The organism is Streptomyces sp. NPDC097617, from assembly GCF_044761485.1.
Lineage (GTDB): Bacteria > Actinomycetota > Actinomycetes > Streptomycetales > Streptomycetaceae > Streptomyces.
This window is the reverse complement of sequence record NZ_JBIWCL010000012.1, coordinates 1-25,613: the sequence shown is the minus strand read 5'-3', so window position 1 is coordinate 25,613 and position 25,613 is coordinate 1. Positions and strand designations below refer to the sequence as shown.

At 71.9% G+C, this 25,613-nt stretch carries 24 protein-coding genes and 1 tRNA gene; 19 read left to right on the top strand and 6 right to left on the bottom strand.

Going from position 1 to position 25,613, the window contains the following annotated elements; translation table 11 throughout:
* Positions 1-127 precede the first annotated feature (127 nt).
* The 6 genes from corA to ACIQZO_RS20215 all read left to right on the top strand — a co-directional run bounded on the left by corA (position 128) and on the right by ACIQZO_RS20215 (position 6,929).
* The gene (corA, locus tag ACIQZO_RS20240) at positions 128-1,210 is read left to right on the top strand and encodes a magnesium/cobalt transporter CorA (protein ID WP_403627857.1); all 1,083 of its coding nucleotides are present in this window, start codon (positions 128-130) and stop codon (positions 1,208-1,210) included.
* 131 nt (positions 1,211-1,341) lie between these two features.
* A complete protein-coding gene (locus ACIQZO_RS20235; protein WP_403628163.1) occupies positions 1,342-2,157 on the top strand; it encodes a chitosanase in 816 nt (271 codons plus the stop codon).
* Positions 2,158-2,579: 422 nt separating this feature from the next.
* Positions 2,580-2,933, top strand: a complete 354-nt coding sequence (locus ACIQZO_RS20230) for a DUF805 domain-containing protein (protein WP_403627855.1) — start codon at positions 2,580-2,582, stop codon at positions 2,931-2,933.
* A 220-nt stretch (positions 2,934-3,153) separates the two neighbouring features.
* On the top strand, positions 3,154-5,373 hold the full coding sequence (locus tag ACIQZO_RS20225; protein ID WP_403627853.1) for an NADP-dependent isocitrate dehydrogenase: 2,220 nt from the start codon (positions 3,154-3,156) through the stop codon (positions 5,371-5,373).
* A gap of 168 nt (positions 5,374-5,541) precedes the next feature.
* Positions 5,542-6,075 (top strand): GNAT family N-acetyltransferase, encoded by a 534-nt coding sequence (locus ACIQZO_RS20220; protein ID WP_403627851.1) that lies wholly within the window; start codon positions 5,542-5,544, stop codon positions 6,073-6,075.
* 74 nt (positions 6,076-6,149) lie between these two features.
* Positions 6,150-6,929, top strand: coding sequence for a hypothetical protein (locus ACIQZO_RS20215; protein WP_403627849.1), 780 nt, complete (start codon positions 6,150-6,152; stop codon positions 6,927-6,929).
* A gap of 133 nt (positions 6,930-7,062) precedes the next feature.
* Here ACIQZO_RS20215 and ACIQZO_RS20210 read toward each other — a convergent pair whose 3' ends face one another.
* On the bottom strand, positions 7,063-7,524 hold the full coding sequence (locus ACIQZO_RS20210; RefSeq protein WP_403627847.1) for a hypothetical protein: 462 nt from the start codon (positions 7,522-7,524) through the stop codon (positions 7,063-7,065).
* A gap of 348 nt (positions 7,525-7,872) precedes the next feature.
* On the opposite strand from ACIQZO_RS20210, the gene ACIQZO_RS20205 reads away from it, so the two are divergent.
* Together ACIQZO_RS20205 and ACIQZO_RS20200 are read left to right on the top strand one after the other, a co-directional pair.
* On the top strand, positions 7,873-9,606 hold the full coding sequence (locus ACIQZO_RS20205) for a glycoside hydrolase family 71 protein (protein ID WP_403627845.1): 1,734 nt from the start codon (positions 7,873-7,875) through the stop codon (positions 9,604-9,606).
* Between the two features lie 226 nt (positions 9,607-9,832).
* Entirely contained in the window at positions 9,833-10,993 is a 1,161-nt protein-coding gene (locus tag ACIQZO_RS20200; protein WP_403627844.1) for an aminotransferase class V-fold PLP-dependent enzyme, read from the top strand.
* Here the strand turns inward: ACIQZO_RS20200 and cobF are convergent.
* Entirely contained in the window at positions 10,980-11,732 is a 753-nt protein-coding gene (gene cobF, locus ACIQZO_RS20195; RefSeq protein WP_403627842.1) for a precorrin-6A synthase (deacetylating), read from the bottom strand. The two genes, ACIQZO_RS20200 and cobF, sit on opposite strands and share 14 nt — an antisense overlap.
* Before the next feature lie 18 nt (positions 11,733-11,750).
* Here cobF and ACIQZO_RS20190 point away from each other — a divergent pair, with 18 nt between their 5' ends.
* From ACIQZO_RS20190 to ACIQZO_RS20175, 4 genes are read left to right on the top strand one after another with little or no spacing between them, the layout of a single operon-like run.
* On the top strand, positions 11,751-12,506 hold the full coding sequence (locus tag ACIQZO_RS20190; RefSeq protein ID WP_403627840.1) for a (Fe-S)-binding protein: 756 nt from the start codon (positions 11,751-11,753) through the stop codon (positions 12,504-12,506).
* Between the two features lie 17 nt (positions 12,507-12,523).
* Positions 12,524-14,026 (top strand): lactate utilization protein B, encoded by a 1,503-nt coding sequence (locus ACIQZO_RS20185; protein WP_403628161.1) that lies wholly within the window; start codon positions 12,524-12,526, stop codon positions 14,024-14,026.
* Positions 14,023-14,652: a lactate utilization protein C gene (locus ACIQZO_RS20180; RefSeq protein ID WP_403627839.1), complete on the top strand. Its 630-nt coding sequence runs from the start codon at positions 14,023-14,025 to the stop codon at positions 14,650-14,652. The genes ACIQZO_RS20185 and ACIQZO_RS20180 overlap by 4 nt, the downstream gene beginning before the upstream one ends.
* Before the next feature lie 4 nt (positions 14,653-14,656).
* Entirely contained in the window at positions 14,657-15,052 is a 396-nt protein-coding gene (locus ACIQZO_RS20175; RefSeq protein WP_403627837.1) for a VOC family protein, read from the top strand.
* Here the strand turns inward: ACIQZO_RS20175 and ACIQZO_RS20170 are convergent.
* Positions 15,032-15,514 carry a DUF309 domain-containing protein gene (locus ACIQZO_RS20170; protein ID WP_403627835.1) on the bottom strand — a complete coding sequence of 161 codons (483 nt, stop codon included), beginning with the start codon at positions 15,512-15,514 and terminating at the stop codon, positions 15,032-15,034. The genes ACIQZO_RS20175 and ACIQZO_RS20170 overlap by 21 nt on opposite strands.
* Positions 15,515-15,622: 108 nt before the next feature.
* Between ACIQZO_RS20170 and ACIQZO_RS20165 the strand changes: the two genes are divergently transcribed.
* Together ACIQZO_RS20165 and ACIQZO_RS20160 are read left to right on the top strand one after the other, a co-directional pair.
* Positions 15,623-15,696, top strand: a tRNA-Pro gene (locus ACIQZO_RS20165).
* A gap of 135 nt (positions 15,697-15,831) precedes the next feature.
* Positions 15,832-17,340, top strand: coding sequence for a DUF4246 domain-containing protein (locus ACIQZO_RS20160; protein ID WP_403627834.1), 1,509 nt, complete (start codon positions 15,832-15,834; stop codon positions 17,338-17,340).
* 92 nt (positions 17,341-17,432) lie between these two features.
* Here ACIQZO_RS20160 and ACIQZO_RS20155 read toward each other — a convergent pair whose 3' ends face one another.
* The 3 genes from ACIQZO_RS20155 to ACIQZO_RS20145 form a co-directional block, all read right to left on the bottom strand.
* Positions 17,433-18,320, bottom strand: coding sequence for a DUF4436 family protein (locus tag ACIQZO_RS20155; protein ID WP_403627832.1), 888 nt, complete (start codon positions 18,318-18,320; stop codon positions 17,433-17,435).
* A 44-nt stretch (positions 18,321-18,364) separates the two neighbouring features.
* Positions 18,365-19,522 carry an agmatine deiminase family protein gene (locus ACIQZO_RS20150; RefSeq protein WP_403627830.1) on the bottom strand — a complete coding sequence of 386 codons (1,158 nt, stop codon included), beginning with the start codon at positions 19,520-19,522 and terminating at the stop codon, positions 18,365-18,367.
* A 181-nt stretch (positions 19,523-19,703) separates the two neighbouring features.
* The gene (locus tag ACIQZO_RS20145) at positions 19,704-20,333 is read right to left on the bottom strand and encodes a TetR/AcrR family transcriptional regulator (RefSeq protein ID WP_403627829.1); all 630 of its coding nucleotides are present in this window, start codon (positions 20,331-20,333) and stop codon (positions 19,704-19,706) included.
* A 130-nt stretch (positions 20,334-20,463) separates the two neighbouring features.
* On the opposite strand from ACIQZO_RS20145, the gene ACIQZO_RS20140 reads away from it, so the two are divergent.
* The 5 genes from ACIQZO_RS20140 to ACIQZO_RS20120 all read left to right on the top strand — a co-directional run.
* The gene (locus tag ACIQZO_RS20140) at positions 20,464-22,191 is read left to right on the top strand and encodes a serine/threonine-protein kinase (RefSeq protein ID WP_403627827.1); all 1,728 of its coding nucleotides are present in this window, start codon (positions 20,464-20,466) and stop codon (positions 22,189-22,191) included.
* A 115-nt stretch (positions 22,192-22,306) separates the two neighbouring features.
* Positions 22,307-23,470 (top strand): agmatine deiminase family protein, encoded by a 1,164-nt coding sequence (locus tag ACIQZO_RS20135; protein WP_403627825.1) that lies wholly within the window; start codon positions 22,307-22,309, stop codon positions 23,468-23,470.
* Positions 23,471-23,592: 122 nt separating this feature from the next.
* Complete coding sequence (locus ACIQZO_RS20130) at positions 23,593-24,174, top strand: TetR/AcrR family transcriptional regulator (protein ID WP_403627824.1); 582 nt, start codon at positions 23,593-23,595, stop codon at positions 24,172-24,174.
* Between the two features lie 550 nt (positions 24,175-24,724).
* A complete protein-coding gene (gene ureA, locus ACIQZO_RS20125) occupies positions 24,725-25,480 on the top strand; it encodes an urease subunit gamma (protein ID WP_403627822.1) in 756 nt (251 codons plus the stop codon).
* On the top strand, positions 25,477-25,613 hold a 137-nt coding region (locus tag ACIQZO_RS20120), incomplete at its 3' end, for a hypothetical protein (protein ID WP_403628159.1). The genes ureA and ACIQZO_RS20120, both read left to right, overlap by 4 nt.

The following is a 25,613-nucleotide window of genomic DNA, read 5'->3' as shown; positions in this document are numbered from 1 at the left end:
ACCGCCGCACCGCCGAATCCGCCGGCCGGGGACCGCGCGGGCCGGTGGCGCTGAGCCCGGACGCAAGCCTTCCGGCGGCGATGGCAGACTGGCCGCTGATCCGCCGAAGGGGAGTACACCGTTGTCCATGTTCAGCAACCTGCGCCGGGTGGTGCGTCGCAGCTACCGGCGGGCCGTGGACCTCAGCCACCCGGCCCGCTCCCCGCTCGGCAGCGCGGTGGTCAACTGCATCATCTACCGCGACGGCGTACGGCAGGACGACTGCGCCGAGATCGAGGAGGCGCTGCGCCGGGTGCGCAAGGCGGGTGACGGCTTCGTCTGGATCGGCCTGCACGAGCCGGCGACTTCGGAGCTGGCCGGGCTGGCCGAGCTGTTCGGCCTGCACCCCCTCGCCGTGGAGGACGCGGTGAACGCGCACCAGCGTCCCAAGGTGGAGCGCTACGACGACACGCTGTTCTCCGTCTTCAAGACGGTGCGCTACGTGGAGCACGAGGAGCTGACCGCGACCAGCGAGGTGGTGGAGACCGGCGAGCTGATGGCCTTCACCGGCCAGGACTTCATCATCACCATCCGGCACGGCGGGCGCGGCACGCTGGGCCCGGTCCGCGAGGAGCTGGAGGCCGCGCCGGACCAACTGGCGAACGGGCCCGCGGCGGTTCTGCACGCCATGGCCGACCACGTGGTCGACGACTACGTGGCCGTCACGGACGCGGTGCAGAACGACATCGACGCCGTCGAGACCGCGGTGTTCAGCGAGGACGGCGGCCGCGGTGACGCGGGACGGATCTACCAGCTCAAGCGCGAACTCCTCGAGCTCCGCCGGGCGGTGGCCCCGCTGAGCCGGCCGCTCCAGCAGCTGGGCACGCAGCCGATGCCGGTCATCCCGCCGGAGACGCGCGCGTACTTCCGCAACGTGGCCGACCACCTGACCCGGGCCACGGAGCAGATCGGCGCCTACGACAACCTCCTGGACTCCATCCTGCAGGCGCACCTCGCGCAGGTGACCGTGGCCCAGAACGAGGACATGCGCAAGATCACGGCGTGGGCGGCGATCGTCGCCGTCCCGACCATGGTCTGCGGGGTGTACGGCATGAACTTCGACCACATGCCCGAACTGCACTGGACCTACGGCTACCCGCTGGTCCTCGGTGTCATGGCGCTCGCCTGCTTCGTCATCCACCGGGGCTTCCGGCGCAACGGCTGGCTCTGACCGGACGGGACCATTCCCTGGGGTGCGCACGGGTATTGAGCTGTCGTCAGATCTGGTAGTAAAGTTTCCTAACGAAGCCGCGAACGCCTCAACCACCCCATGGAGGCCTTGTGTTCACCCCCCACCGCAAGATGCTGGCGATCGGAGCGCTGCTCGGCAGTGCGCTGATCGCCGTCCCCGTCGCCGCCCACGCCACCGCGGCCCCCGCCCCCACGGCGGAGACCTCGGTGGCGGCGGCCGCAGGACTCGACGATCCGGCGAAGAAGGAGATCGCCATGCAGATCGTCTCCAGTGCGGAGAACTCCTCGCTGGACTGGAAGGCGCAGTACAAGTACATAGAGGACATAGACGACGGCCGCGGCTACACGGCCGGCATCATCGGATTCTGTTCCGGCACCGGCGACATGCTCGACCTCGTCGAGTACTACACCCAGGTCAAGCCGGGCAACGTCCTCGCCAAGTACCTTCCGGCCCTGCGCCGCGTCGACGGCAGCGACTCGCACGCCGGCCTCGATCCGAACTTCACCAAGGACTGGGCCAAGGCGGCCCAGGACGCGCAGTTCAAGAAGGCCCAGGACCACGAGCGCGACCGGGTCTACTTCAACCCGTCCGTGCAGCAGGGCAAGGCCGACGGCGTCGGTGTGCTCGGCCAGTTCATCTACTACGACGCCATCGTCATGCACGGTGACGGCACCGACTCCACCAGCTTCCGCAACATTCGCAAGCGGGCGTTGTCCAAGGCCAAGCCCCCGTCGCAGGGCGGCAACGAGACGGCCTACCTGAACGCCTTCCTCGACGCCCGGGTCTGGGCGATGAAGCAGGAGGAGGCGCACAGCGACACCAGCAGGGTCGACACCGCGCAGCGGGTCTTCCTCAAGAAGGGCAACCTGAACCTCAATACGCCGCTCGACTGGAAAGTCTACGGGGACTCCTTCCACATCGGCTGACGGCCGCTCAACCGCTGCGGCCCGGGGGCTGAATCCTCCCTTCTGTCCCGGGCCGCGACGGGCCAGGCTTCAGTGCGGTAACGATCCGTGAGTCGAGCCTGCGCGCTCCTGCCCGTCGGGTCCGCGAACGCCCCGGACAAGCAGGGCATTTCGCCGCCCATGGAAGCCTTGCGCGGCGCCCGTGCCCCCTGCGAGCCTTCCGTCACTCCCGAACACGGGCTAATTCGTTACGCCTTGTGGTCAAAGGCGATCGGTAGGTGTCAAGTCGCGCCAGGTACGAGTGTTTTTGGCCGGGAAACCGAATGGAAGATCCCATTTCGGCGGGTTGTGAACTGGCTTGACCGCGCAGTAAAGGGGGCATAAGTTCTGCCCCGGCTTGCTCCAGCAGGACGGGCCCGAACGACTGTCCTCTGGGGGGACCCATGAACCACTACCTCGACGTTCTGAAGAAGTACTCCGTGTTCTCCGGCCGCGCGCGCCGCCAGGAATACTGGATGTTCTTCCTCTTCAACGTGGCCGCGATCATCGTCGTCGCGATCCTGGACGCTGTCCTCGGGACGTCGCCGTGGCTGTACGCGCTCTATTTCCTGGGCACCTTCCTCCCGAACCTCGCTGTGACCGTGCGCCGCCTGCACGACAGCGGCAAGTCCGGCTGGTGGATCTTCATCGGTGCCGTCCCGGTCGTCGGTTTGATCTGGATCATCGTCCTGCTGGCCACCGCCGGTCAGCCGCAGCCGAACGAGTACGGCCAGGACCCCAAGGTCCTCGCCGCCTGATCGACGTACAGGCCTGATCAAGGCCTGAATGCCTGAGCGCCGCCCCGGCCGGAAACAGCCGGGGCGGCGCTCTCGCCTTTTCCGGGGCCCGCCGGAGCCCGCGTGACACGCGTCTCCCGCACTGGCGGCAGGGGGCTGTCCAGAGTGGTCCGATCACGAGATATCTTGATGTCGAGCAATGTTGCAGACGAGAGACGCAGACTGTGGAGCGGAGCATCCGGTGACTGACTCGACCATCATCTACACGCACACTGACGAGGCCCCGGCCCTCGCGACGTATTCCTTCCTGCCTGTGGTCCAGGCGTACGCGTCGACGGCCGGTGTGAATGTCGAGACCCGTGACATCTCCCTGGCCGGTCGGATCATCGCCCTCTTCCCGGAGTACCTCCAGGAGAGCCAGCGGATCGCCGACGCCCTCGCCGAGCTCGGCGAGCTGGCGAAGACCCCGGAAGCCAACATCATCAAGCTTCCGAACATCTCGGCATCGATCCCGCAGCTCAAGGCCGCGGTCGCCGAGCTCCAGGGCCAGGGCTACGCACTCCCGGACTACCCGGACGACCCGAAGACCGACGAGGAGCGCGACATCCGCGCCCGCTACGACAAGGTCAAGGGCAGCGCCGTCAACCCGGTCCTGCGCGAGGGCAACTCCGACCGCCGCGCCCCCGCCTCGGTCAAGAACTACGCCAAGACGCACCCGCACCGCATGGGTGCCTGGGTCCCCGAGTCGAAGACGAACGTCGCCACCATGGGCGAGAACGACTTCCGCTCCACCGAGAAGTCCACCGTCATCGCCGAGGCGGGCACGCTGCGCATCGAGCACGTCGCCGCCGACGGCGCCACCACGGTGCTGCGCGAGTCCGTACCGGTCCTCGCCGGTGAGGTCGTGGACGCGTCCGTCCTGCACGTCGACGCGCTGCGCACCTTCCTCAACGACCAGATCGAGCGTGCCAAGGCCGAGGGCGTGCTGTTCTCCGTGCACCTCAAGGCCACGATGATGAAGGTCTCCGACCCGGTCATCTTCGGCCACGTGGTCCGCGCCTTCCTCCCGAAGACCTTCGCCCGCTACGGCGCGACCCTGGCCGCCGCCGGCCTGTCGCCCAACGACGGTCTGGGCGGCATCCTGAACGGCCTGGGCGCGCTGCCCGACGGCGACGCCATCAAGGCCTCCATCGACGCCGAGATCGCCGAGGGCCCGGCCCTCGCGATGGTCGACTCCGACAAGGGCATCACCAACCTGCACGTGCCGTCCGACGTCATCGTCGACGCCTCGATGCCGGCCATGATCCGCACCTCCGGCCACATGTGGGGCCCGGACGGCGCCGAGGCCGACACCCTCGCCGTCCTCCCGGACAGCAGCTACGCCGGCGTCTACCAGGTCGTCGTCGACGACTGCCGCACCCACGGCGCCTTCGACCCGTCCACCATGGGCTCGGTCCCGAACGTCGGTCTCATGGCGCAGAAGGCCGAGGAGTACGGCAGCCACGACAAGACCTTCGAGATCGCCACCGCGGGCACCGTCCGCCTGGTGGACGCCGCGGGCAACACGGTCCTGGAGCAGGAGGTCGCCGCCGGCGACATCTTCCGCGCCTGCCAGACCAAGGACCTGCCGGTCCAGGACTGGGTCAAGCTCGCCGTCACCCGCGCCCGCGCCACCGGCGTCCCGGCCGTCTTCTGGCTCGACGAGAACCGCGCGCACGACGCGCAGCTGATCGCCAAGGTCAAGACGTACCTCGCCGAGCACGACACCGAGGGCCTGACCATCGAGATCCTCTCCCCGGTCGAGGCCACCGCGTACTCCCTGGAGCGCATCCGCCGCGGCGAGGACACCATCTCGGTGACCGGCAACGTGCTGCGCGACTACCTGACCGACCTCTTCCCCATCCTGGAGCTGGGCACCAGCGCCAAGATGCTGTCGGTCGTCCCGCTGATGAACGGCGGCGGCCTCTTCGAGACGGGCGCCGGCGGCTCCGCCCCGAAGCACGTCCAGCAGCTGGTCAAGGAGAACTACCTGCGCTGGGACAGCCTGGGTGAGTTCTTCGCCCTGGCCGCCAGCTTCGAGCACCTCGCGACCACCACCGGCAACGCCCGCGCCCAGGTGCTGGCCGACACCCTGGACCGCGCGACCGGCACTTTCCTCAATGAGGACAAGTCGCCTAGCCGCAAGCTGGGCGGCATCGACAACCGCGGCAGCCACTTCTACCTCGCCACCTACTGGGCGCAGGAGCTGGCCAAGCAGACCGACGACGCCGAGCTGGCCACGGCCTTCGAAGCGGTAGCCAAGACGCTGTCGGAGCAGGAGGAGACCATCGTCGCCGAGCTCGTCGCGGTGCAGGGCTCCCCGGTCGACATCGGCGGCTACTACCAGCCCGACGTCACGAAGGCCGCGGCGATCATGCGCCCGTCCGAGACCCTCAACCAGGCGCTCGCGCTCCTGGGCTGATGCCGTCGGCACCACCCGCGCGTCGCTGACGACGTGATCCGCTCCGCCCCGGCAGGCCGCGTGCCCGCCGGGGCGGAGCCGTATCCGCGGACCGGCCCCGGTCCGGGGCAGGGCGGGGACGCGCGAAACCCGATTGCGGTCCGCGCCCGCCGGCCGCTACAAAGGCGCGTGATCAGCGGAAGACTGGCCGGCCTGCGCGCCCGCCTCCCCGAGGACGTACCCGTTCTGCACGCCGAGCTCTACGACGACGTCGTCACGCGCTCACGGGCCGACTCCAGGCCCTGGAGCCCGCGCCCGGCGGCCGGCGGCGACTCACCGTACGAGCCGGCGGCGCCCACCGAGGACGCGGCCCTCTTCACCGTGGTCGAACTGGCCTCCGGCGAGCCGGCCGGCGAGGCCCTGCTGTGGGGCATCGACACCCACAACCGCTGCGCCCACCTCGGCGTCTCCCTACGACCGGGCCTGCGCGGGCGGGGGCTGGGCCAGGAGGTCGTCCAGCTGCTGTGCCGCTACGGCTTCACCGTGCGGGGCCTTGGCCGTCTCCAGCTGGAGACCCTCGCCGACAACACCGCGATGATCGGCGCCGCGCGCGCCGCGGGCTTCGTGCAGGAGGGCCTGCTGCGCCGCTCGGCGTGGGTGTACGGCGCGTTCGAGGACGAGGTCGTCATGGGCCTGTTGGCCGAGGAGTGGGCGCTGCGCTAGCGTTCGGGATCCGTGACCTCCCAGGCGCCCGGCGCGGGCCGGCCGGGACGTGACCGAGACGCTCTGGGGGTTCTGTGGCACGCCGATCCGACACGTCCTGCGCCGGTATCGGCTGCGCCCCTCTGCTGCTCGTGCTCTTCGTCCTGCCCACCGTCGGCTATCTGCTGGCCGTGCCGCTGGCGCTGCCCGACCTGCTGGCGGAGCAGACGCCTCCGCAGCAACTGCGGGGCTTCGGCCCGTACCTGATCGTCTATGCGATACCGGTGGTCGTGGCCCTGCTGCTGGCGCTCTTCGCGGGGCGCCGCCGCGGGCGCGCCGCCTGGTTGCTGGTTCCGGTCCGGGCGGCGGGCCTGCTCGCCCTCGTCGCCGCGGCGCTGTGGTGGACGGAGAGCAAGGTCGGGGACCAGCCGGCCTGGAACCTGCGCGCCACGGCCGAGAGCATGGCCGCCGGACTGGTGGCGCTCGCCTTCGTCGCGGCCGTCCGCAGGTGGGACAACTCCCGCGGCGGGCCGGTCGCCACCCTCGGCGCGCCCCGGCCGGTGCCGGGGGAGATCTGGCTGGCCATGGTGCCGCTGCGGGAGGATCCGGCACGGCAGCTGCGGCACTACTGCGTGGTGCTGGCCGTCCACCCGGGGCATGTGGAGGTCGCCCAGATCACCACCAAGGACAAGGACGGGCGCACCGACCACATCCGGATACCGAACGACGGCTGGGACAAGGCCTCCGGGCGCGCCCACTGGGTGGAGTTCGGCCGTCCGCCGCGCCACGTCGACTACGGGATGTTCCTCAGGTCCCGGCCGCAGGGGCGCTGCCCGGCCCCGGTGTGGCGCCAGCTCAGCCGGCAGTCGGGCTGAGACCGGTGGCCCGCGCCGGGGACCGCGTCCGCGGCCACCCGGAAGCCGATGTTCCCGGCGAAGCTGTCCGGGGGCGCCGCGCACGGCCCGCTCCGGGCCGCCCGGGGCAGAATCGGTCGGCGGGCGGGGGCGGTCAGAGTTGGTGGATCCGTTCCTGCTCGAAGGCGAGCGGGGACCGCCCGGCGGCCAGGATCCGTAACCCCGGGGCCACGGCCAGCACTTTCCGCAGCCAGGCCAGGGCGTCCGGGCCGAGCTGCTCCGCGCCGTCCAGGACGAGCAGCATGTCCCGCTCGGCCAGCCAGGAGGCGGTGTCGGTCCTCCCGCAGGCCGGTTCCGCCATGCTGGGTAAGCAGCCCAGCTCGGCCGTCAGTTCGCGGACGCCGTAGCCGCCGTGGAGCGGGTCCATGGCGACGACGGTCACTCCGTCGTAGAAGTTGGACGCGATCCGCCGCGCGATCTCCCGTACGAGCAGGCTCCGCGGCTCGCGGAAGGCTCCCGCCACGGTCAGGACGCGCCCCCGCCGTACGGCGGTGAGCAGCCGGGACATCTCGGCGGACGTCGCCGGCAGCATTCCGGACGGCCTCTTCTCCCTCATTGACCCGGCTTCCCCCACGGCCCCGGATTCCCCTATCGGCACGATGCCCCCATTGCATGCGTGACCAGGTGCGGCAAGAGGGTTTTTTCGAGCCGCGTGACGATGATTATGCGCCACTTGGGGCGTAAGGCTAGGGGAATGTCGCATTCCGAAGAACGGGTTCGCTGCGGCCCAGGTGGGGGCTCCGCACGCGTCGCCGGGCGGGCGGCGGACGGGCGGCGTAGTTCCCGTGGTCCGTGTGACGTACGTACCGGGGCCCGAGCGCCTGCGAACGGTTGTCCGGGAGCCGGGATTGGGCTCTACTGCTGTCCAGCCCCTCCTCGGGGCATATTCGCGGGAGGGACCAGAATGACAGCGGACCGGCGAACGGACCGGCGAGCACAGCACCGTACGGCACGGCGGGCGGGGAGCGGCCCGGTCTCGCACCGGCGCCGGCCGGCCTTCCGGGGCCGCAGGTCGCTGCTCGCCATGCTGCTCTCCGCCTTCTTCCTGGTCGGCGTCTGTGCCGCCACCGGAATAGCCTGGGATCCCCTCGACGGCACTTCTGTGGAAGGCGCTTCGGCCCGGGGCGGCTTGCCGGCGGCCGCCGGGACCGACGGTGCCCCCGCTGCCTCCGGCGCGGCCACCCCCTCACCCGTGCCGCCCCCGGCGCCCACCAAGGGCGCGGCCGCCAAGGGCAACCCCGAGGGCGCCGTGGACTCCGGCGCCGAACGCCCCACCGGCGCCCTGCCCTTCGACATGCCCCAGCCGGCCGCCCTGCGCTCCGGCGCGGCGGGCAAGAAGCTGGTGTTCGCCCACTACTTCACCCCCTACCCGCTCTCCCTCGACAACGCGGCCGCGGACCGGGACTACTACACCCGCAACTACCTCAACCCCGACGGCGAGAGCGGCAAGCACGGGAGGTACGGCGGCCTGCTGCGCGACCGTCCGCTGCCCGTGACCCCGAAGAGCGGGGACTGGGAGTACGCCAACCTCCAGCAGGAGGTGCGCACGGCCCGCGCGGCGGGCATCGACGGATTCACCCTCGACCTGCTCTCGCTCTCCGGCAAGAACTGGGACCGCTCCAACCTGCTGATGGCCGCGGCCCGTTCGGTGGACCCGTCCTTCAAGATCATGCTGATGCCGGACATGACCTCCCTGAAGACCGACGACCCCGCGGTGCTCGCGGAGGCGATCGCCACGCTCGCCGACGCCTCCGCCGCGCACCGCCTCCCCGACGGCCGCCTCGTGATCTCCCCCTTCAAGGCGGAGGAGAAGAGCGTGGCCTGGTGGACCGAGGCCATCGGCCTCCTGAAGTCCAGGCACGGCATCCGCACCGCCTTCGTCCCGCTCTTTCTCGACTTCGGCGCCCACAGCGGCGAATTCGCCCCGATCAGCTACGGGTTCTCCGAATGGGGCAGCCGCAGCTACGTCGGCCAGGAGAGCTCCACCCGCGACGTCCAGCGGGCCCAGGGCATGGGCAAGATCTGGATGCAGCCCGTGTCGGTCCAGGACGCGCGCCCCAACCAGGGCATCTACGACGAGGCCGGCAACACCGCCACCCTGCGCTCGACCTGGACGCACGCCATCGAGGACGGCGCGGACTGGGTACAGCTCACCACCTGGAACGACTACTCGGAGGGCAGCCAGTTCGCACCCTCCCTGCACAACGGTCACGCGTATCTGGACCTGACCTCGTACTACCTGACCAAGTTCAAGACGGGCAGCTGGCCGAAGGTCGTCCGGGACACGCTCTACCTCTCGGCGCGCACGCAGTTCGCGGCCGCCGACCCGACGGGCGACCAGTCGCTGGTGATGTCGCTGCGCAGGGGGAGCGCCCCGGCCCGGGACACGGTGGAGGTGCTGAGCTTCCTCACCGGCCCCGGCACCGTCCGTACGACGATCGGAACGGTCGAGGGCAGCCACGAGGTTCCCGCCGGCATCCATGCGCAGCTGCTGCCGCTGAAGCCGGGCACCAGCTCGGCGCAGGTCGTCCGGGGAGGGAAGGGCGGGGTGCGGGTCGACCTGCCGTACCAGGTGGACCACAAGGTGGAGGTGCAGGACCTTCAGTACTACGCGGCCACCAGCGGACGGGAACCGTAGCGGCGGCCGCGGCCCCGGCCCCGGCCGTTCGGCGGTCAGCCGGTGGAAGACGTCGATGCCCCCGCCCTGCTCTGCCCGGTCCGGCGCGCCGCCCCCGACCCGCCGTACGCGAGCCGCACGCGTCCGCGCGCCGGGCCGTGGGCGCTGACCACCGCGGCGGTCTACCGGCATCGCCGGTGGCGGGGGATGATCCCGAGGACAGCCGCACCGCATTCCCGGAGGAGCAGTGACCGAGCCGACACGTCCCGCCGGGTCCGCCCAGGTGTTCCCCGGCGGCCCCGCCCTGTTCCGCCTGGACCCCCGCGTCGCCCACCTGAACCACGGCTCCTTCGGCGCGGTCCCCGTCCCCGTCCAGGAGGTACAGGCGGCGCTGCGCGCCGAGGCGCACGCCGACCCCGACGCCTTCTTCATCGCCGTCCCGGACCGCCTGGCCGGGGCCCGTACCCGGATCGCCGCGCACCTCGGCGCCGACCCCGACGGCATCGCCTTCATCGCCAACGCCACCGAGGGCGCCAACCTCGCCCTCGACGCCGTCCCGCTCGTCGACGGCGACGAGATCCTGGTCACCGACCACGGCTACGGCACCGTCGTCGCCGCGGCCGCCCGCCGCGCCCCGGTCACCACCGTCGCCCTCGATCCCCACCTGCCCGACGAGGACGCCGTACGGGAGACCGTGCTGGCCGCGCTGACCCCCCGTACGCGAGTGGCCGTACTCGACCACGTCAGCTCGCCCACCGCCCGGATCATCGCCTCCCCCCGGCTCCTCGCCGACCTGCGCGCCCGCGGGGTCACCACGGTCGTCGACGGCGCCCACGCTCTCGGCATGCTCGCCGACCCCCTCGCGGGCGGCGCCGACTTCTGGTTCGGCAACCTCCACAAGTGGGGCTACGCACCCTCCGGCAGCGCGGTCCTGGCCGTCGCCCCGCAGCACCGCCCCCGGATCCGGGCGCTCGTACCGTCCTGGGAGGACCAGCACGGATTCCCGCGCTCCGTCGAGAACCGCGCCACCGCCGACTACACCGGCTGGCTCGCCGCCCCCGACGGGCTGGACCTTCTCGAACGCCTCGACGCGGCCAAGGTCCGGGCCCACAACAGCGCGCTGGCCGCCCACGGCGCGGCCCTGCTCGCCGATCTCCCCGGGCTCACCCCGCTCCCGCACGGCGAAGCCCTCGCCATGCGCACCCTGCGGCTGCCGGCCGGGGTCGCCGAGACCCCGGAGCGGGCCCGCGAGCTGCGCGAGCGGATCGCGGCCGAGCAGGGCGTCCGGGTGCTGATCTGGCCCTGGCCGGGCGGCGGCGGCATCCGCGTCTGTGGCCAGATCTACAACCGCCCCGAAGAGTACGAACGCCTCGCCGCCGTCCTCCCGGCGTACCTCAGCCGCGCCTGAGCAGGTACGTGTCCATGATCCAGCCCTTGCGGGCGCGGGCCTCCGTGCGCAGCTCCTCGATGCGCCCGGCGACCTCCGCGAGCCTGCCCTGCACCAGGATCTCGTCCGGGGTGCCGACGTAGGCCCCCCAGTAGATGTAGAGGTCCTGGTCCAGGTGGGCGGTGAAGGCCTGCCGCGCGTCCAGCATCACCACCACGTCGTCCACGTCCTGCGGCCAGCCCGCCGCCAGCCGGCGGCCGGTGGTGATCTGGACGGGGCGCCCGACCCGGTTCAGATTGGTCCGGTGCCGCGCCAGCAGCGCCGAGATGCTGCTGATGCCGGGCACGACCTCGTGCTCGAAGGCCACCCGGCCGCGCTCCAGCACCTCGTCGAGGATCGCGAGCGTGGAGTCGTACAGGGAGGGGTCGCCCCAGACGAGGAACGCGCCGGTCTCCCCGTCCGCCAGATCCTCCGCGATGAACCGCTCGAAGAGCTCGGCCCGCGCGCTGCGCCAGCCGTCCACCGTCGGGGTGTAGTCGGCGGGAGTCCGGTCCCGGTCCGGGTCGCGGCCCTCCACCAGCCGGTGGCCGGGGCGGGCGTGCGCGTCGAGCATCGCGCGCCGCAGCCCGGTCAGATCCGCCTTCTCCTCGCCCTTCTCCAGGATGAGGAATGCGTCCGCCGCGCCGATCGCCCTGACCGCCTGGAGGGTCAGGTGGTCCGGGTCGCCCGCGCCTATGCCGATCACTGAGAACTTCTTCACCGGGCTATTGTGCCCATCATGCGAGCCGCCCTGTTCGTCACCTGCGTCAATGACGTGCTTTACCCGCGGACCGGCATCGCCGTCGTACGTCTTCTGGAGCGGCTCGGCGTCGACGTGGACTTCCCGGCGGCCCAGAGCTGCTGTGGGCAGCCGCAGTACAACACCGGCTACCGGTACGAGGCCGAACCGCTCGTGCGGCGCACCGCGCGGGCCTTCGAGGGATACGCCCATGTGGTCACCCCGTCCGGATCCTGCGCCGCGATGATCCGCGAGCACTACCCGCGCATCGGCCGCAGGGCCGCGGAAGAGGGGCGGGGCACCGGGCTCGCCGAGGCGGCCGCCTCGCTCGCACCGCGTGTGTACGAGCTGACCGAGTTCCTCGTCGACGTGCTCGGGGTGATAGACGTCGGTGCCTACTTCCCGCACACCGTCACCTACCACCCCTCCTGCCACGGCCTGCGCGGTCTGGGCCTCGGGGACCGCCCGCGGCAGCTGCTGGCCGCGGTCAAGGGCCTGGACCTGGTCGAGCTGCCGGGCGCCGAGGAGTGCTGCGGCTTCGGCGGCACCTTCGCCGTCAAGAACCCGGACGTGTCCACCGCCATGGGCGCCGACAAGATCGCGGCCGCGGCCGACACCGGCGCCCGGGTGCTGTGCGGCGCCGACAGCTCCTGCCTCGCCCACCTCGACGGCCTGCTGCGCCGGGCGGACAGCCCGATGCGGACCCTGCACATCGCCGAGATCCTGGCCGCGACCGAGGAGGAACCGCTGACGTGACCGGTACCGACCTGGGCATGCCCGCCTTCCCCGCCCCGCCTCCCTCTCCCGCCGCTCCCGCTCCTCCAGACTTCCCCGCCTTTCCCGCCGCCGCGCGGGAGGCCGTACACAACGAGGTACTGCGCGCCAACCTCCGCCGCGCCACGCACACCATCCGCGACAGGCGCCGGCGGGCCGTGGCCGAACTGGCGGACTGGGACCGGCTGCGAGCCGCCGGCAAGGCCGTCAAGGACCACACGATGCGCCATCTCGACCGCTACCTGCTGCAGTTGGAGGCGGCGGTCACGGCGGCCGGCGGCGCCGTCCACTGGGCCGCCGACGCGGCCGAGGCCAACCGGATCGTCACCGAACTGGTCCGGGCGACCGGCGAGCGCGAGGTCGTCAAGGTCAAGTCCATGGCCACGCAGGAGATCGGGCTCAACGAGGCCCTGGAGGCCGCCGGGATCGCCGCGTACGAGACCGACCTCGCCGAGCTCATCGTGCAGCTCGGCCACGACCGGCCCTCCCACATCCTGGTCCCGGCCATTCACCGCAACCGGGCCGAGATCCGCGACATCTTCCGGGCGGAGATGGGCGGTTGGGGCCGGCCGGCGCCCGAAGCGCTCGGCGACGACCCGCGGGAACTCGCCGAGGCGGCGCGCCTGCACCTGCGCGAGAAGTTCCTGCGCGCCAAGGTCGCCGTGTCCGGAGCCAACTTCATGGTCGCCGAGACCGGCACGTTGGTCGTCTTCGAGTCCGAGGGGAACGGCCGGATGTGCCTGACCCTGCCCGAGACCCTGATCTCGGTCGTCGGCATCGAGAAGGTCGTCCCGACCTTCCGCGACCTGGAGATCTTCCTCCAGACGCTGCCGCGCTCCTCGACGGCCGAGCGGATGAACCCGTACACGACCATGTGGACCGGCACGACGGACGGCGACGGCCCCTCCGCCTTCCACCTCGTCCTCCTCGACAACGGCCGCACCGACACCCTCGCCGACCCGACCGGCCGCCAGGCGCTGCGCTGCATCCGCTGCTCCGCCTGCCTGAACGTCTGCCCCGTCTACGAGCGCGCCGGCGGCCACGCCTACGGCTCCGTCTACCCCGGGCCGATCGGCGCGATCCTCAGCCCCCAACTCCGCGGCACCGCCAGCGCGATCGATGCCTCGCTGCCCTACGCGTCCACCCTGTGCGGGGCCTGCTACGAGGTCTGCCCGGTCGCCATCGACATCCCCGAGGTACTCGTCCACCTCCGCGAACGGGTGGTCCAGGGCGGCCCGGTGACCCGGGGCGGCATCCGCGTCACGCTCCGCCCCGCGGACGGCCGCACCGCCGAACGGGCCGCCATGCGCGCCGCCCGGCTGCTCCTGGACCGCCCCGGGGCCCTGCGCGCGGCGGAGCGGCTGCTCGCCCGGGCCCGGCGACTGGCGCCCCGCAGGCTCCCCGGAGCCGGGCGGGCCTGGACCGACAGCCGCGAACTGCCCACCGTGGCGCCGGAGTCCTTCCGCGACTGGTGGGCCCGGGAACGGAGCACCCCGCAGTGAGCAGCAAGGATCGCATCCTGGGCCGGATCCGCCGGGCGCTGCCCGACAGCCCCGCGCCGGAGATCCCGCGCGACTACCTCCACGTCCACGGCGCCCGCACCCCGGCGGAGCGGACGGACCTGCTCGCCGCCCACCTCGCCGAGTACCGGGCCGTGGTCCACCGCACGGACGAGGAGGGCCTGCCCGCGCTGATCGCGCGGCTGCTCGCCGACCGCGGCGCACGGTCGGTGCTCGTCCCGCCCGGCCTGCCCCCGCACTGGCTCCCGGCCGAAGGCCCCGTCCGCGTCCCCGACCGGGCGGACTCCACGCCGCACGAACTGGACCGGGTCGACAGCGTGGTCACCGGCTGCGCCCTGGCCGTCGCCGAGACCGGCACGATCGTCCTGGACGCCGGCCCCGACCAGGGCCGGCGGCGCATCACCCTGATCCCGGACCACCACATCTGCGTGGTCCGCGTCCCGGACCAAGTGGTGGACTCCGTACCGCAGGCCCTGCCGCTCCTCGATCCGACCCGCCCGCTGACCTGGATCTCCGGCCCCTCCGCCACCAGCGACATCGAGCTGGACCGGGTGGAGGGGGTGCACGGCCCCCGCACCCTGGAGGTGGTCCTCATGGGCTCACAATGAGGGCATGCCATCCCACATCGCCCTGACGGCACTCCTCGTGCGCGACTACGACGAGGCCATCGACTTCTACACCCGCGCCCTCGGCTTCGACCTCGCCGAGGACACCGCCCGCCCGGACGGCTCCCGCTGGGTCGTGGTCCGCCCGCCCGGCGCCACCGAGTCCGCGCTGCTGCTGGCCCGCGCCAAGGACGAGGCCCAGCACTCCCGCGTCGGCGACCAGACGGGCGGCCGCGTCGGCCACTTCCTGTACACCGACGACTTCGCCCGCGACCACGCCCGGATGACCGCCGAGGGCGTCCGCTTCCTGGAGGAGCCGCGCCACGAGGCGTACGGCTCCGTCGCCGTCTTCGAGGACCTGTACGGCAACCGCTGGGACCTGCTACAGCCCGCCGCCCGATAGCGGGGGAGCCTCCCGCACGGGGTCGACCGGCGGCCCGCCGGCCTCCACCCGGCCGGCCAGCTCCCCGGCCCACCGCACCAGGCCCGGCACGTCGACCCCGTACGGCCCCCCGTCCAGCCCCTCGATCCCGGCGGCCCCGCGCCGCAGCAGCCGCGCCCCGCCCACCGCGTTGCCGCGCGCGGCGTGCGTCAACCCGACGGCGAGCTGCGCGAGCCCCCGCCAGAGCGGGGCGGCGGCCTCGGGCCCGGACTTCCAGGCGTCCTCGAACACCTCGTGCGCGTGGAACGGCATCCCCGCGTCCAGCAACCGCTGCGCCTCACGCAGGGTCTCCCCGGCCGACCGCACCACCCCCTCGGCCTGCCGCTCGACCCCGGCCACCCCGTACGCCAGCGGCCGCCCCAAACCGTCCCGCGGCCGCGCACTGCGCGCCCGCCCGTCAACGTCCCGATCCCGTGCGTTCACCACCCCATCCTCCCTCCCGACGATTACCGGTGCATGCACACCCCTCTGCGTGGGGTAATGTTCTGCATGTGCCGCCGAGCACGGGGAAACCCCAGGTCGCAGGCACAACGGGACGTGGCGCAGCTTGGTAGCGCACTTGACTGGGGGTCAAGGGGTCGCAGGTTCAAATCCTGTCGTCCCGACTGTGCGGAAACGCAGGTCGGAGGTCGTTCTCTCATCATGAGAGGGCGGCCTTTCGTGCGTCCGGGATCATGGCGATGTCAGTCTGCCGGGCTACTCTTCCCGCCACGGCACACCGACTGTAAGGACCATGCGAATTGACCGGCATGTCTGCTTTCCCCCTGCCCTTTCAGGCTTCCCGTTCCCTGTCGTTCGCGACGCCCCGAACACTGCGGGAACTTGAGGTCATGCAGTGCAGCGCGCACATTCGGGCGAAGCCTGGTTGGTTCGACAAGATGAACGATGCCGGCATCGTCGGCAGGTGGACGAAGGAAGCGATCGACCAGGGCCTCACCGAAGCGCAGGTTCGGTACGTGCTCGCCGAACTCGTGCACTACGCCGCACTGCGGGACGGGCGAACGGGCATCGAGGTGTCCGCCGTCGACGGTGTGTGGCAGTCGGACACGCTGGTCGACGACAAGCTCGGGTCCCGGCTGCGCGAGGCGGTCCGGGTTCTGGAAGAGGTTCCCGAAGCGGAGAAGGACTGGCATCCCGGATCCGGCGGCCAGGTACTGGATCTGGTTCATCCCTCACTGTTCTGCCTGGTGAGAGACGTGAGTGGCGCGCCCGAGGGGGCTTGGCAGAACCCGACGGACCGCTGGTCGAAGTACGAGTTCTCGGAGAAGTTCCAATGGCTGCCCACGGACGTCGACGTGCATGACGACGGCGGTGTCACCTTCCGCTCGTACGTCAACAACGTCCACCCCGAGACGCATCACGAGCTCGCCTCCGTCCTGCCGGACCTGTTCGCGCGCATGCTCCCGCTGCTGGAGAAGGTGCTCACCGATCTGCGCCATCCGCGGCCTCTGCGGATCGAGCCCGATCCTTACGGGTGGTACGACTCGGAACCGCAGCGTCCGGACAAGTCCGCCTACGACGATGCCGCGGCCTACGCAGAGGCCCTTCGCGCGTGGGAGGCGGCCCAGGACGACTGGTGGGAGAACCGCAGCCCGGTCGTCCCGGACGCCCCGGCCTTCACCGCGCCCGTGCTGCCCGACGAATTCGCCCGGGTCGACCTGCGCGGGCGCCGTCTTCAGGTCATCGCCAAGCTCGCCACCATTCATCTCACCCCGGACAAGCCCGAGTACGCGGGCGGCTCCTGGCATGTCGAGGGGATGTTGAACGAGCGGATCGTCTCGACCGGCATCTACTACTGGGACAGCGAGAACATCACCGAGAGCCGGCTGGCCTTCCGGGCGGCACTGGACGATCCGCACTACGAACAGAACGACGACAACGGTCTGCGGGACGTCTACGGTCTGGAGGACGAGGACGCCCTGAACCAGAGGCTGGGATCGGCATCGACGCCGGCGGGCCGGTGCCTGGCGTTCCCGAACATCCTGCAGCACCGCGTCGGTTCATTCCGCCTGACGGACCCCTCCCGCCCGGGGCACCGGAAAATTCTTGCGTTCTTCCTGGTGGACCCGTCGGAACGGATCGTCTCGACATCCGACGTGCCGCCGCAGCAACCGTGGTCCGACACCTCGACCATGACGCTTGAAGAAGCCGAACACCACCGCGAACAACTCATGCGGGAACGCAAGTTCTTCGTCGACGAACACAACGAGCAGCTCTACGAACGGGAATTCTCCCTCTGCGAGCACTGACAAGGGGCCCCTCGGCCACCGGTGTGCCGGTGTGCCGGTGGGACCAGCATGCCGAGGGCGAGGGGCCCGGTTCTGTCACGACCCCCGCCCGATCACGCCAGGGGGGCGTCCGTCGTCGGGGTGGGGCGGGGTTCCGCGCGGATACCGGTGATCACCACCGTGATGAGGCAGAACGCGATGACCGTCTCGGCCCAGAGGAAGGCGATGTAGTCCAGCAGGCAGCCGATCGGCGGGGCGCCCGGGGCCGTGTTGCGGAAGGCGGCCAGGGCGAAGAGGGTCGCCGCCATCCAGCCGAGGGCGGGCCAGGTGAGGCCCTTTCGACGGGTGACCAGGTACCAGCCGCCGATCAGGACCGAGACGGCCAGCGCCCACATGGCGAGCATCATGAAGATCGCGAAGATGAACACGCTGTTGGAGCGGGCCAGCCCGACGTCGAGGACCGCGATGCCCTGCGTCGTCGAGGCGTCCACCGTCGCCGAGAAGAGGACGTCGTTGTTGGAGAGCGTGACGCGGACCGGCACCTTCTCGCCGCCGAGCACCGCGCCGAACTCGACGTCCGCCCCGTAGGCGTCGAACGGGTAGTCCGTGATCGAGCCGCCCGTCAGGGCCACGGGCACGTCCATCGTGGAGATCCGCTGGTGGGCCTTGAAGGTGAGGTCGCCCCGCGTCGCCGTCGAGGTCTGGACCGTGAGGTCCTCGACGGGGGAGACCCCGCCGGCCTCGGCCAGGGCGCCCCGGGGCGTGACCAGGACACGCAGGGTCATCTCGCGTCCGGCGGCGTCGACGCGCTGGATCGTGGCGCTGACGTCGATACGGTCCCGGTCGGCGCGGCCCGCCGTGTACACCGTGTCCAGGGCCTGGCGCTCCCCGAACTGGAGCCACGCCCCCACGGTGACCGCCGCCACGATCGCGATCAGGACCAGGCCCGGTAGCAACGGGACACGGCGTGCGGGGCGGGCGGGGCGGTGCGAGTTCGACACGGGGGCTCCGGTGGTGCGGTGGCGCTGGCGGTGGCGCGGGCGGATCAGGCGGCGGGCTTGCCGGGCTGGTCGTGGGTGGAGCAGTGGATGCCGCCACCGCCCGAGGCGATGGTGTCGATCTTCACCATGACCACGTCCCGCTTGGGGAAGTGCTCCCGCAGGATCCCGCGGGCGCGGTCGTCCGCCTTGCGGTCCCCGAACTGGGGCATGAACACCGAGTCGTTGGCCACGTAGAAGTTGGCGTACGTGGAGACGAAGTCGTCGCCCTCGCCCGTGATCCGGTTCAGGTCGGGCTGCGGCAGGTCGATGACCTCGAGGCGGCGGCCGCGGGCGTCCGTCTCCTTCGACAGGACGGACTTCGCCTGGTCGGCGGAGCGGGACCAGGAGTCCGGCGGGGTGCTGGGGTGGGCGCGGTCCAACAGGACCACACCGGGGGCGGTGAAGCGTACGAGGCTGTCCACGTGCGCGTCGGTGATGTCCTCACCGCGCACGCCGGCCAGCCAGATGACCTTCTGGACGCCCAGGGTCTGCTTGAGCTCGGCCTCGATCGTGTCCCGGGACTTCCCCTTGTTGCGGTTGTCGTTGACGATCGAGCTCTCGGTGACCATCAGCGTGCCCTCGCCGTCGGTCTCGAAGGAGCCGCCCTCGGCGACGAGCGGGGCCTGGACCCGGGGGATCCCGTACTTCTGCAGCAGCAGGCGCCCGACCTGGGCGTCGTTCGTGTGCTCCTGCTTGTTGCCCCAGCCGTTGAAGTTGAAGTCGACGCCGAGGACCTTGCTGCCCTCCTCCACGAACACGGGGACGGTGTCGCGGGCCCACAGGTCGTCGACGGCCAGCGGGATGACCTCGACCTGGGAGCCGCAGGCCTTCTGGGCCGCGGCCACCTGGTCGGGCCGGGCCATCATGATCACCTCTTCGTAGCCGCCGACGGCCCGCGCGATCCGCGCGATGTCCTCGCGTACGTAGGGCAGGTCCTGCTCCCACACCGAGGCCAGGGCCGGCCAGGACATGAAGGTGCGGGTGTGGCTCTCCCACTCGGCGCCGAACCGGCGCTTGCCGTCCGCAGCGGGCTGCGGGGAGCTGTCGGCACCCGGCTGCGCGCCGGATCCGGCGGGACCGCAGGCCGCGGCACCGAAGACGACGGCGCCGATTCCGGCGAGGGTGCGAAGGACGGTCCGGCGGGTGGGGGGAGTGAACGACACGGGGGACTCCGATCGTGTGCTGGCGGAGCGAGGGGCGTCCGGCAAGGGGGGCACGGGAGGCGTGGCACAGGCCTGCGGGCCGGGCCCTATCCAAAGGGTGCACGCTTTGCACCGAGAAAGGCTGGTACGCACGGGAAAGTGGTGCGCCCAGATGTCGTCCACTGTCGCACTGACTGGAAATTCAGTCAATTTGCGAACCGAGGGAACCAAGACGGCCGATCTCGACTCCGATGGCCCCGCGCATCAGGTCACGGGCGTGCCCCACCGGCAGCAGACCGCTCAGCCAGCGGCCGCTCAGCCCCTCCAGAAGGGCGGTCAGCCGCTCGGCGGCGCAGGTCGCGGCCTCGGGCGGCGCGGCCGGGCACAGGGCGGCCAGCAGGGCGGCGACCTCCTCCACCCAGGCCGCTCCGGCCGCGCCGAGCTCCTCGCGCAGTTCCGGGTCGAAGATCGCGTGGGCCCGCAGCTCTCCCCAGGCCGTGCTGTTCTCGCGCACCTCGGGCAGGTCCTGGAACTCGAGCAGCAGGATCCGCTCCAGGAGCTGGCGGGGGTCCGTGCCGGAGGGCGGTGCCCCCGCACTGCCGGCCGCCTCGCAGCCCGCCCCGTCGGCCGCGCCGGTGTAGCGGTCGGCCCGGTCGGTGATGAAGGCCAGCGCCTGCCGCAGGATGCCGGTCCGGTCCTTGAAGTGGTAGTAGATCAGGGCGGTCGACACGCCGGCCTCGGCCGCCAGGTCGCCCACCCGCAGTCCGCGGACCCCACGTCGTGCGATGACCCGGGCGGCGCCCTCCAGGATGGCCCGTCTGCGATCCGACACTGGGTGATCCTCCCTTCCGGCTGTGTGCGTCTCGCATTGTCACACATTGACTGAAACTTTAGTTAGCGGCACGATGCGCCCCAGGTCATTGCCGCACCGCACCGCACCGCATCGTTGAAAGAGCCGCCGCATGTTCCCTCAGCCTCCGGGCGTCCAGTCCGCCCTCACGGCCCTGTCCGCCGACGACCCCCACGAAATCGGCGGCTACCGCCTCCACGCCCGGCTCGGCTCCGGCGGGATGGGGGTGGTCTACCTGGCGTACACGCCGGGCGGCCGGCCCATCGCCCTGAAGGCCGTCCGGCGGGAGTTCGCGGCGGACCCCGAGTTCCGCGAGCGCTTCGCCCAGGAGGTGGCGAGCGCCCGACGCATCCACGGCCTCTTCACCGCGCAGGTCGTCGACTCGGGCGAGGACGACCGCACCCCGTGGCTCGCCACCGCCTACGTACCCGGCCCCTCGCTGCACCAGGTCGTCCAGCGGCACGGCCCCCTGCCCGTACGCACGGTGCTGCTGCTCGTCGCGGGCATCGCCGAGGCGCTCCAGGAGATCCACCGGGTGGGCGTGGTCCACCGGGACCTCAAGCCGGCCAACGTGCTGATCGCGGGGGACGGGCCACGGGTGATCGACTTCGGGATCGCGCGCGCCGCCGACGCCGCCGCCCTCACCGGCGTGGGCCTGCGCATCGGCACCGCCGCGTTCATGGCGCCGGAGCAGGCACTGGGCCACCCGGTGACCTCCGCGACCGACGTCTTCGCGCTCGGGGCGCTGGCCGGGTTCGTCGCCGGCGGGGTCCCGCCCTTCGGGAACGGGCCCGAGTCCGGGGCCCTGTACCGGGTGGTCCACGAGCACCCGGACCTCGGCCGGATCCCGCACGAGCTGCACGACCTGCTGTCGTGGTGCCTGGCCAAGCGTCCGGAGGACCGCCCCACGACCGCCGATCTGATCGCGGCCGTCCAGGCCCACCCCCTCGTGGGTCCGCGGCCGCAGTTCACCGAGGGCTGGCTGCCCCGGCCGGTACTGGCGGAGGTCGGGGGGCGGAAGGAGCCGACGGACGGGCCGGAGCGGCCGGGTGCGCCGGGCCACAGGGAGCCGTCCGTCCCTCCGGTCTCGTGCGTCCCTCCCGTACCGGAGCACCTCCAGGCGACCATGGCCGCGCCCGGATCCGCGTACCCCGCCCCCGGGCCGGGCGGGACCATGCCCTACGCCCCGGCCCCGATCCCCGGTTCGACGGAGCCCGCGCCGACCGCCCCCGCGTCCGCAGCGGCGCCCGCACCCGTGCCCGCGCCCGCACCCGCGCCCGCACCCGCGTCCGCGCCCCCGCGCCGTGACCGCCGGCGCGACCGGAGCCGGCTGCCGGTCATCGCCCTGGCTGCCACCGCGACCCTGCTGGCCTGCGGCGGCGCCGCCTACTGGTTCGGTTTCCCGCCGGAGGAGGGGGGCGCCGCCGGGGGACCCGCCACCGGCTCGCCCCGGCCGCCGACGGCCTTCGCGTACGTCCCCGGATACAGGCAGGCCGAGCTCACCGCACCGGATTCCGGTTACGAGTTCGATCTCCGTGCCGGGAAGGTGGTCCCCGCCGAGTCGTCCCCCTGGTACCTCGCCCGCGGCTCCGACGCCTTCGTGCTGTCCGAGGAGTCCGACGCGTTCGTCGCCGACGGAACCGGAGAGCTGACCCCGGACGACTGTGCGCGCGGCGTCGAGACCCGGCCCGTGACGACCCTGCCCTTCAAGGCGCTCGCCCATGAGCGCCCCTTCTGCGTACGAAGCCCTGACCAGCGGGAAGTCGCGATCGTACGGCTCGTCGAAGCCGACTCCGCGGGCTCCGTGACCATCGCCGTCGACCACTTCCGCAAGAGCTGATCCGGGCAAGTGGAACCGCGTCCGCGTGGCCGGGCGACACACGGGAAAGGTTGACTGAATTTTCAGTTAAGGCAAGGATGCCGTCCATCCCGCCCCTCCTCATCAGGGAGTCACCATGGATATCAACCCCCGCACGTCCCGCCGTCGAGTGCTCCAGTTCGGCGCGGCGGCTCTGCCGCTGGCGGCCCTCGGCTCCGCCCTCCCGTCCCTGGCGCGGACGGCCTCGGCGGCGGAGACCGGCACGCTCCGCATGCCCGCCGAGACCGACCGGCACCTGCGCACCTACATGGCCTGGCCGGCCCTCGAGTCGGTGTGGGAGACCGGCCTCGGCGCGGTACGCCGGGACATCGCCGAGGTGGCGCACGCGATATCGCGCTACGAGCCGGTCGTGGTGCTGGCCCGCCCGGGCCAGGCCTCCGAGGCCCGCTACCAGTGCGGACCGGGCGCCTACTACGGCATCCAGGTCATCGACATCCCCAACGACGACCTCTGGATCCGGGACTTCGGCCCCACCTTCGTCGTCGCCCCCGGCGCCGTCGCCGGTGTGGACACCAACTTCAACGGCTGGGGCAAGGCCGGTACGAAGTACGCCCAGCCCTTCGTCAACGACGCGGCGGCGGCCCGCACGCTCCTCGCCGAGTACGAGGTGAACCGGATCCGCGCCGGCTTCGTCGGCGAGGGCGGCTCGCTGGAGACCGACGGCGAGGGGACCCTGCTGGCCACGGTCAGCTCGATGGTGAACTCCAACCGGAATCCGGGCATGAGCCAGGACCGGGTCGAGCAGGCCATGAAGGCGGCGCTCGGCATCGACAAGGTGATCTGGGTACCGGGCCTCGCCGGCCAGGACATCACCGACTGCCACATCGACTGCCTGGCCCGCTTCATCACCCCGGGCCGGGTCATCCTCGACAAGCCCGGCCCCGGCGCCGACAAGAAGTGGGTGGCCGTCTACGAGGAGACCAAGCGGGCCCTGCAGAGCGCCACCGACGCCCGTGGCCGCCGCCTGGCCATCACCGAGCTGCCCGGACCGGACCGGCGCGCGATCCGCGGCCGCGGCGAGGAGTTCCTGTCCAGCTACACCAACTACTACACGGCGAACGGCGCCGTGATCGCGCCCCAGTTCGGCGACGGATACGCCGACGGCGTCGCCTACGCCATCCTGCAGGCCGCCTATCCGGGCCACCGGGTGGAACAGCTCTCCATCGACGGCATCGCCTCCGGCGGCGGCGGAATCCACTGCGCCACCCAGTCGCACCCGGCCGTGCCGCCGGCGCTCTGATGGCCGGGCCGCCCCCACGGGCGCGGACGGCCCCGCCCGGCGGGGCGGCCCGCGCGCCGTCCGGCACTCCTGGTGACGGGCCGCGTACGTACGCACCCGATCACCCCGGTAGGGTGCGGACCATGGCGTCTCGTAGTACTCAGATCCTCGAAGCCGCCGCCCGGGTGATCGCCCGGCGCGGTGTACGCGGGCTGCGCGTGGAGGAACTCGCGGCCGAGGCCGGCGTCTCCACCGCCCTGATCTACTACCACTTCAAGGACCGTACGGGCGTCCTGCGCCAGACGCTCGAGTTCATCAACGACCGCGCCGAGCGCTACACCACCGACCGGGACCCGGACCAACCGCCGCTCACCCCGCGCGAAGAGCTGGAGGAGACCCTCCTGCTGGAACTCCAGGACACCGTGCACGTACGGGAGAACAGCTCGGCCTGGGGCGAACTGCGGGCGAGCGCCGTGTTCGACGAGGTCCTGCGCGAGGACCTCGCGCGGGCGACCCTGGTGTGGGTCCAGGAGGTGGCCGCGCTGCTGGGCGCGGTCCAGCCGATGGTGCCGGCCTCCGCGCTCGCCGCGGCCGCCGAACGGCTCACCGCGCTGCTGGAGGGCTTGAGCATGCGCTGGCTGAGCGGCGGCATCAGGATCGGCCACGCCCGTGAGCTGATGCGGGGCGCCATCGACGCCGAACTGGCGGGTCTCGCGCAGGGCTGACGCCCGCCGGACCGGGGCCGCTCCACGGCCCCCGGCCCCGTCCCGCCCCGCGCGGACCCTCGTACGCGCCCCGCGGCCACGCTGCGGCAGGTCGTCCGTGCACGCGGCGGCGCGCGGGCGCCTCACCCGGTTCTCTCCTGCGGCTCCTCTGTGGATCTCCCGCCGCCCTTCCGCGACTCCTGCGCGCCTCCCACCCGTCCCCCGATCGACTTCCGTGCATCCTTGCGGACCAGGTCCGTTCACCCTCTTGACTGAATTTTCAGTCAATGTCAGAGTGAGGATTCCGACAGGGCGGGTCCAACCTCCCGGCCCTTCGGACCGCTGGCCGACCCGTGCCACCTCGAGGGCCCGCGCCCGGCCCGCACTCCTCGACGCACCCCTTGAGGCGTCCCCCGGCGCGCCACCGGCCCTCGGCCGCCGACTTGCGCACCACACCATCCGGACGGCGACGCCCCGGCCCCGGCCGTACCCTCGCCCGCCGTCCGGAGGAAGGAATGATCATGATGGTTTCGACCGGCCCGGACGCCGGGCGGGACAGCCGGGGGACGTCATGCCCCTGACCCCCACCGAACGCGACCGGCTGCTGCTCTTCACCGCCGCCGAACTGGCCCGTGCCCGGCGCGCCCGCGGCCTGCGGCTCAACGTGCCGGAAGCGACCGCGCTGATCGCGGACACGGTCTGCGAGGCGGCGCGCGACGGGCTGCGTCTGGCCGATGCCCTCGAGCGGGGGCGCGGCGTCCTCGGTCCGGACGACGTGCTCCCCGGGGTCGTCGACATCGTCACCGAGATCCAGGTCGAGGCCGTCTTCGAGGACGGCACCCGGCTGGCCGCGATCAGCGAGCCCTTCGGCCCCCTGGAGCGCGACGACTGCGCCCCGGGTGCGGTCCTGCCCGCCTCCGACACCGTCGCGGCGCCGGACCCGGTCGTCATCCTCACCGTCACGAACACCGCCGCGGTGCCGGTGAGCGTGACCTCGCACTTCCACTTCTTCGAGGCGAATCCGCGGCTGGACTTCGACCGGGCCGCGGCCTACGGCCTGCGGCTGGCCGTGGCGGCCGGCTCGTCCACCCGCTTCGACGCCGGCGCCACCGTCGAGGTCGGCCTGGTGCCCGTGGGCGGCGACCGGATCGCGATCGGCTTCGCGGGGCTGGTGGACGGACCCCTGGACGCACCCGGAGCCAAGGGTGAGGCCCTGCGCCGCGCGGCGGCCTGCGGCTATCTGGGCGTTGCCGCAGATCTGACGGGCGCAGATCTGACGGGCGCAGATCTGACGGACGCCGAGCTGACGGAGGGTGGCCGGGCGTGAGCAAGAAGATCCCGCACAGTGATCACTGTGCGCCGGGTGGCCGGCATATCGATCCTCACGAGTATGCGTCGGTGTTCGGCCCGCGGGCCGGGGACCGGGTGCGGCTCGGTGACTCGGGGCTGACCGTCCGGGT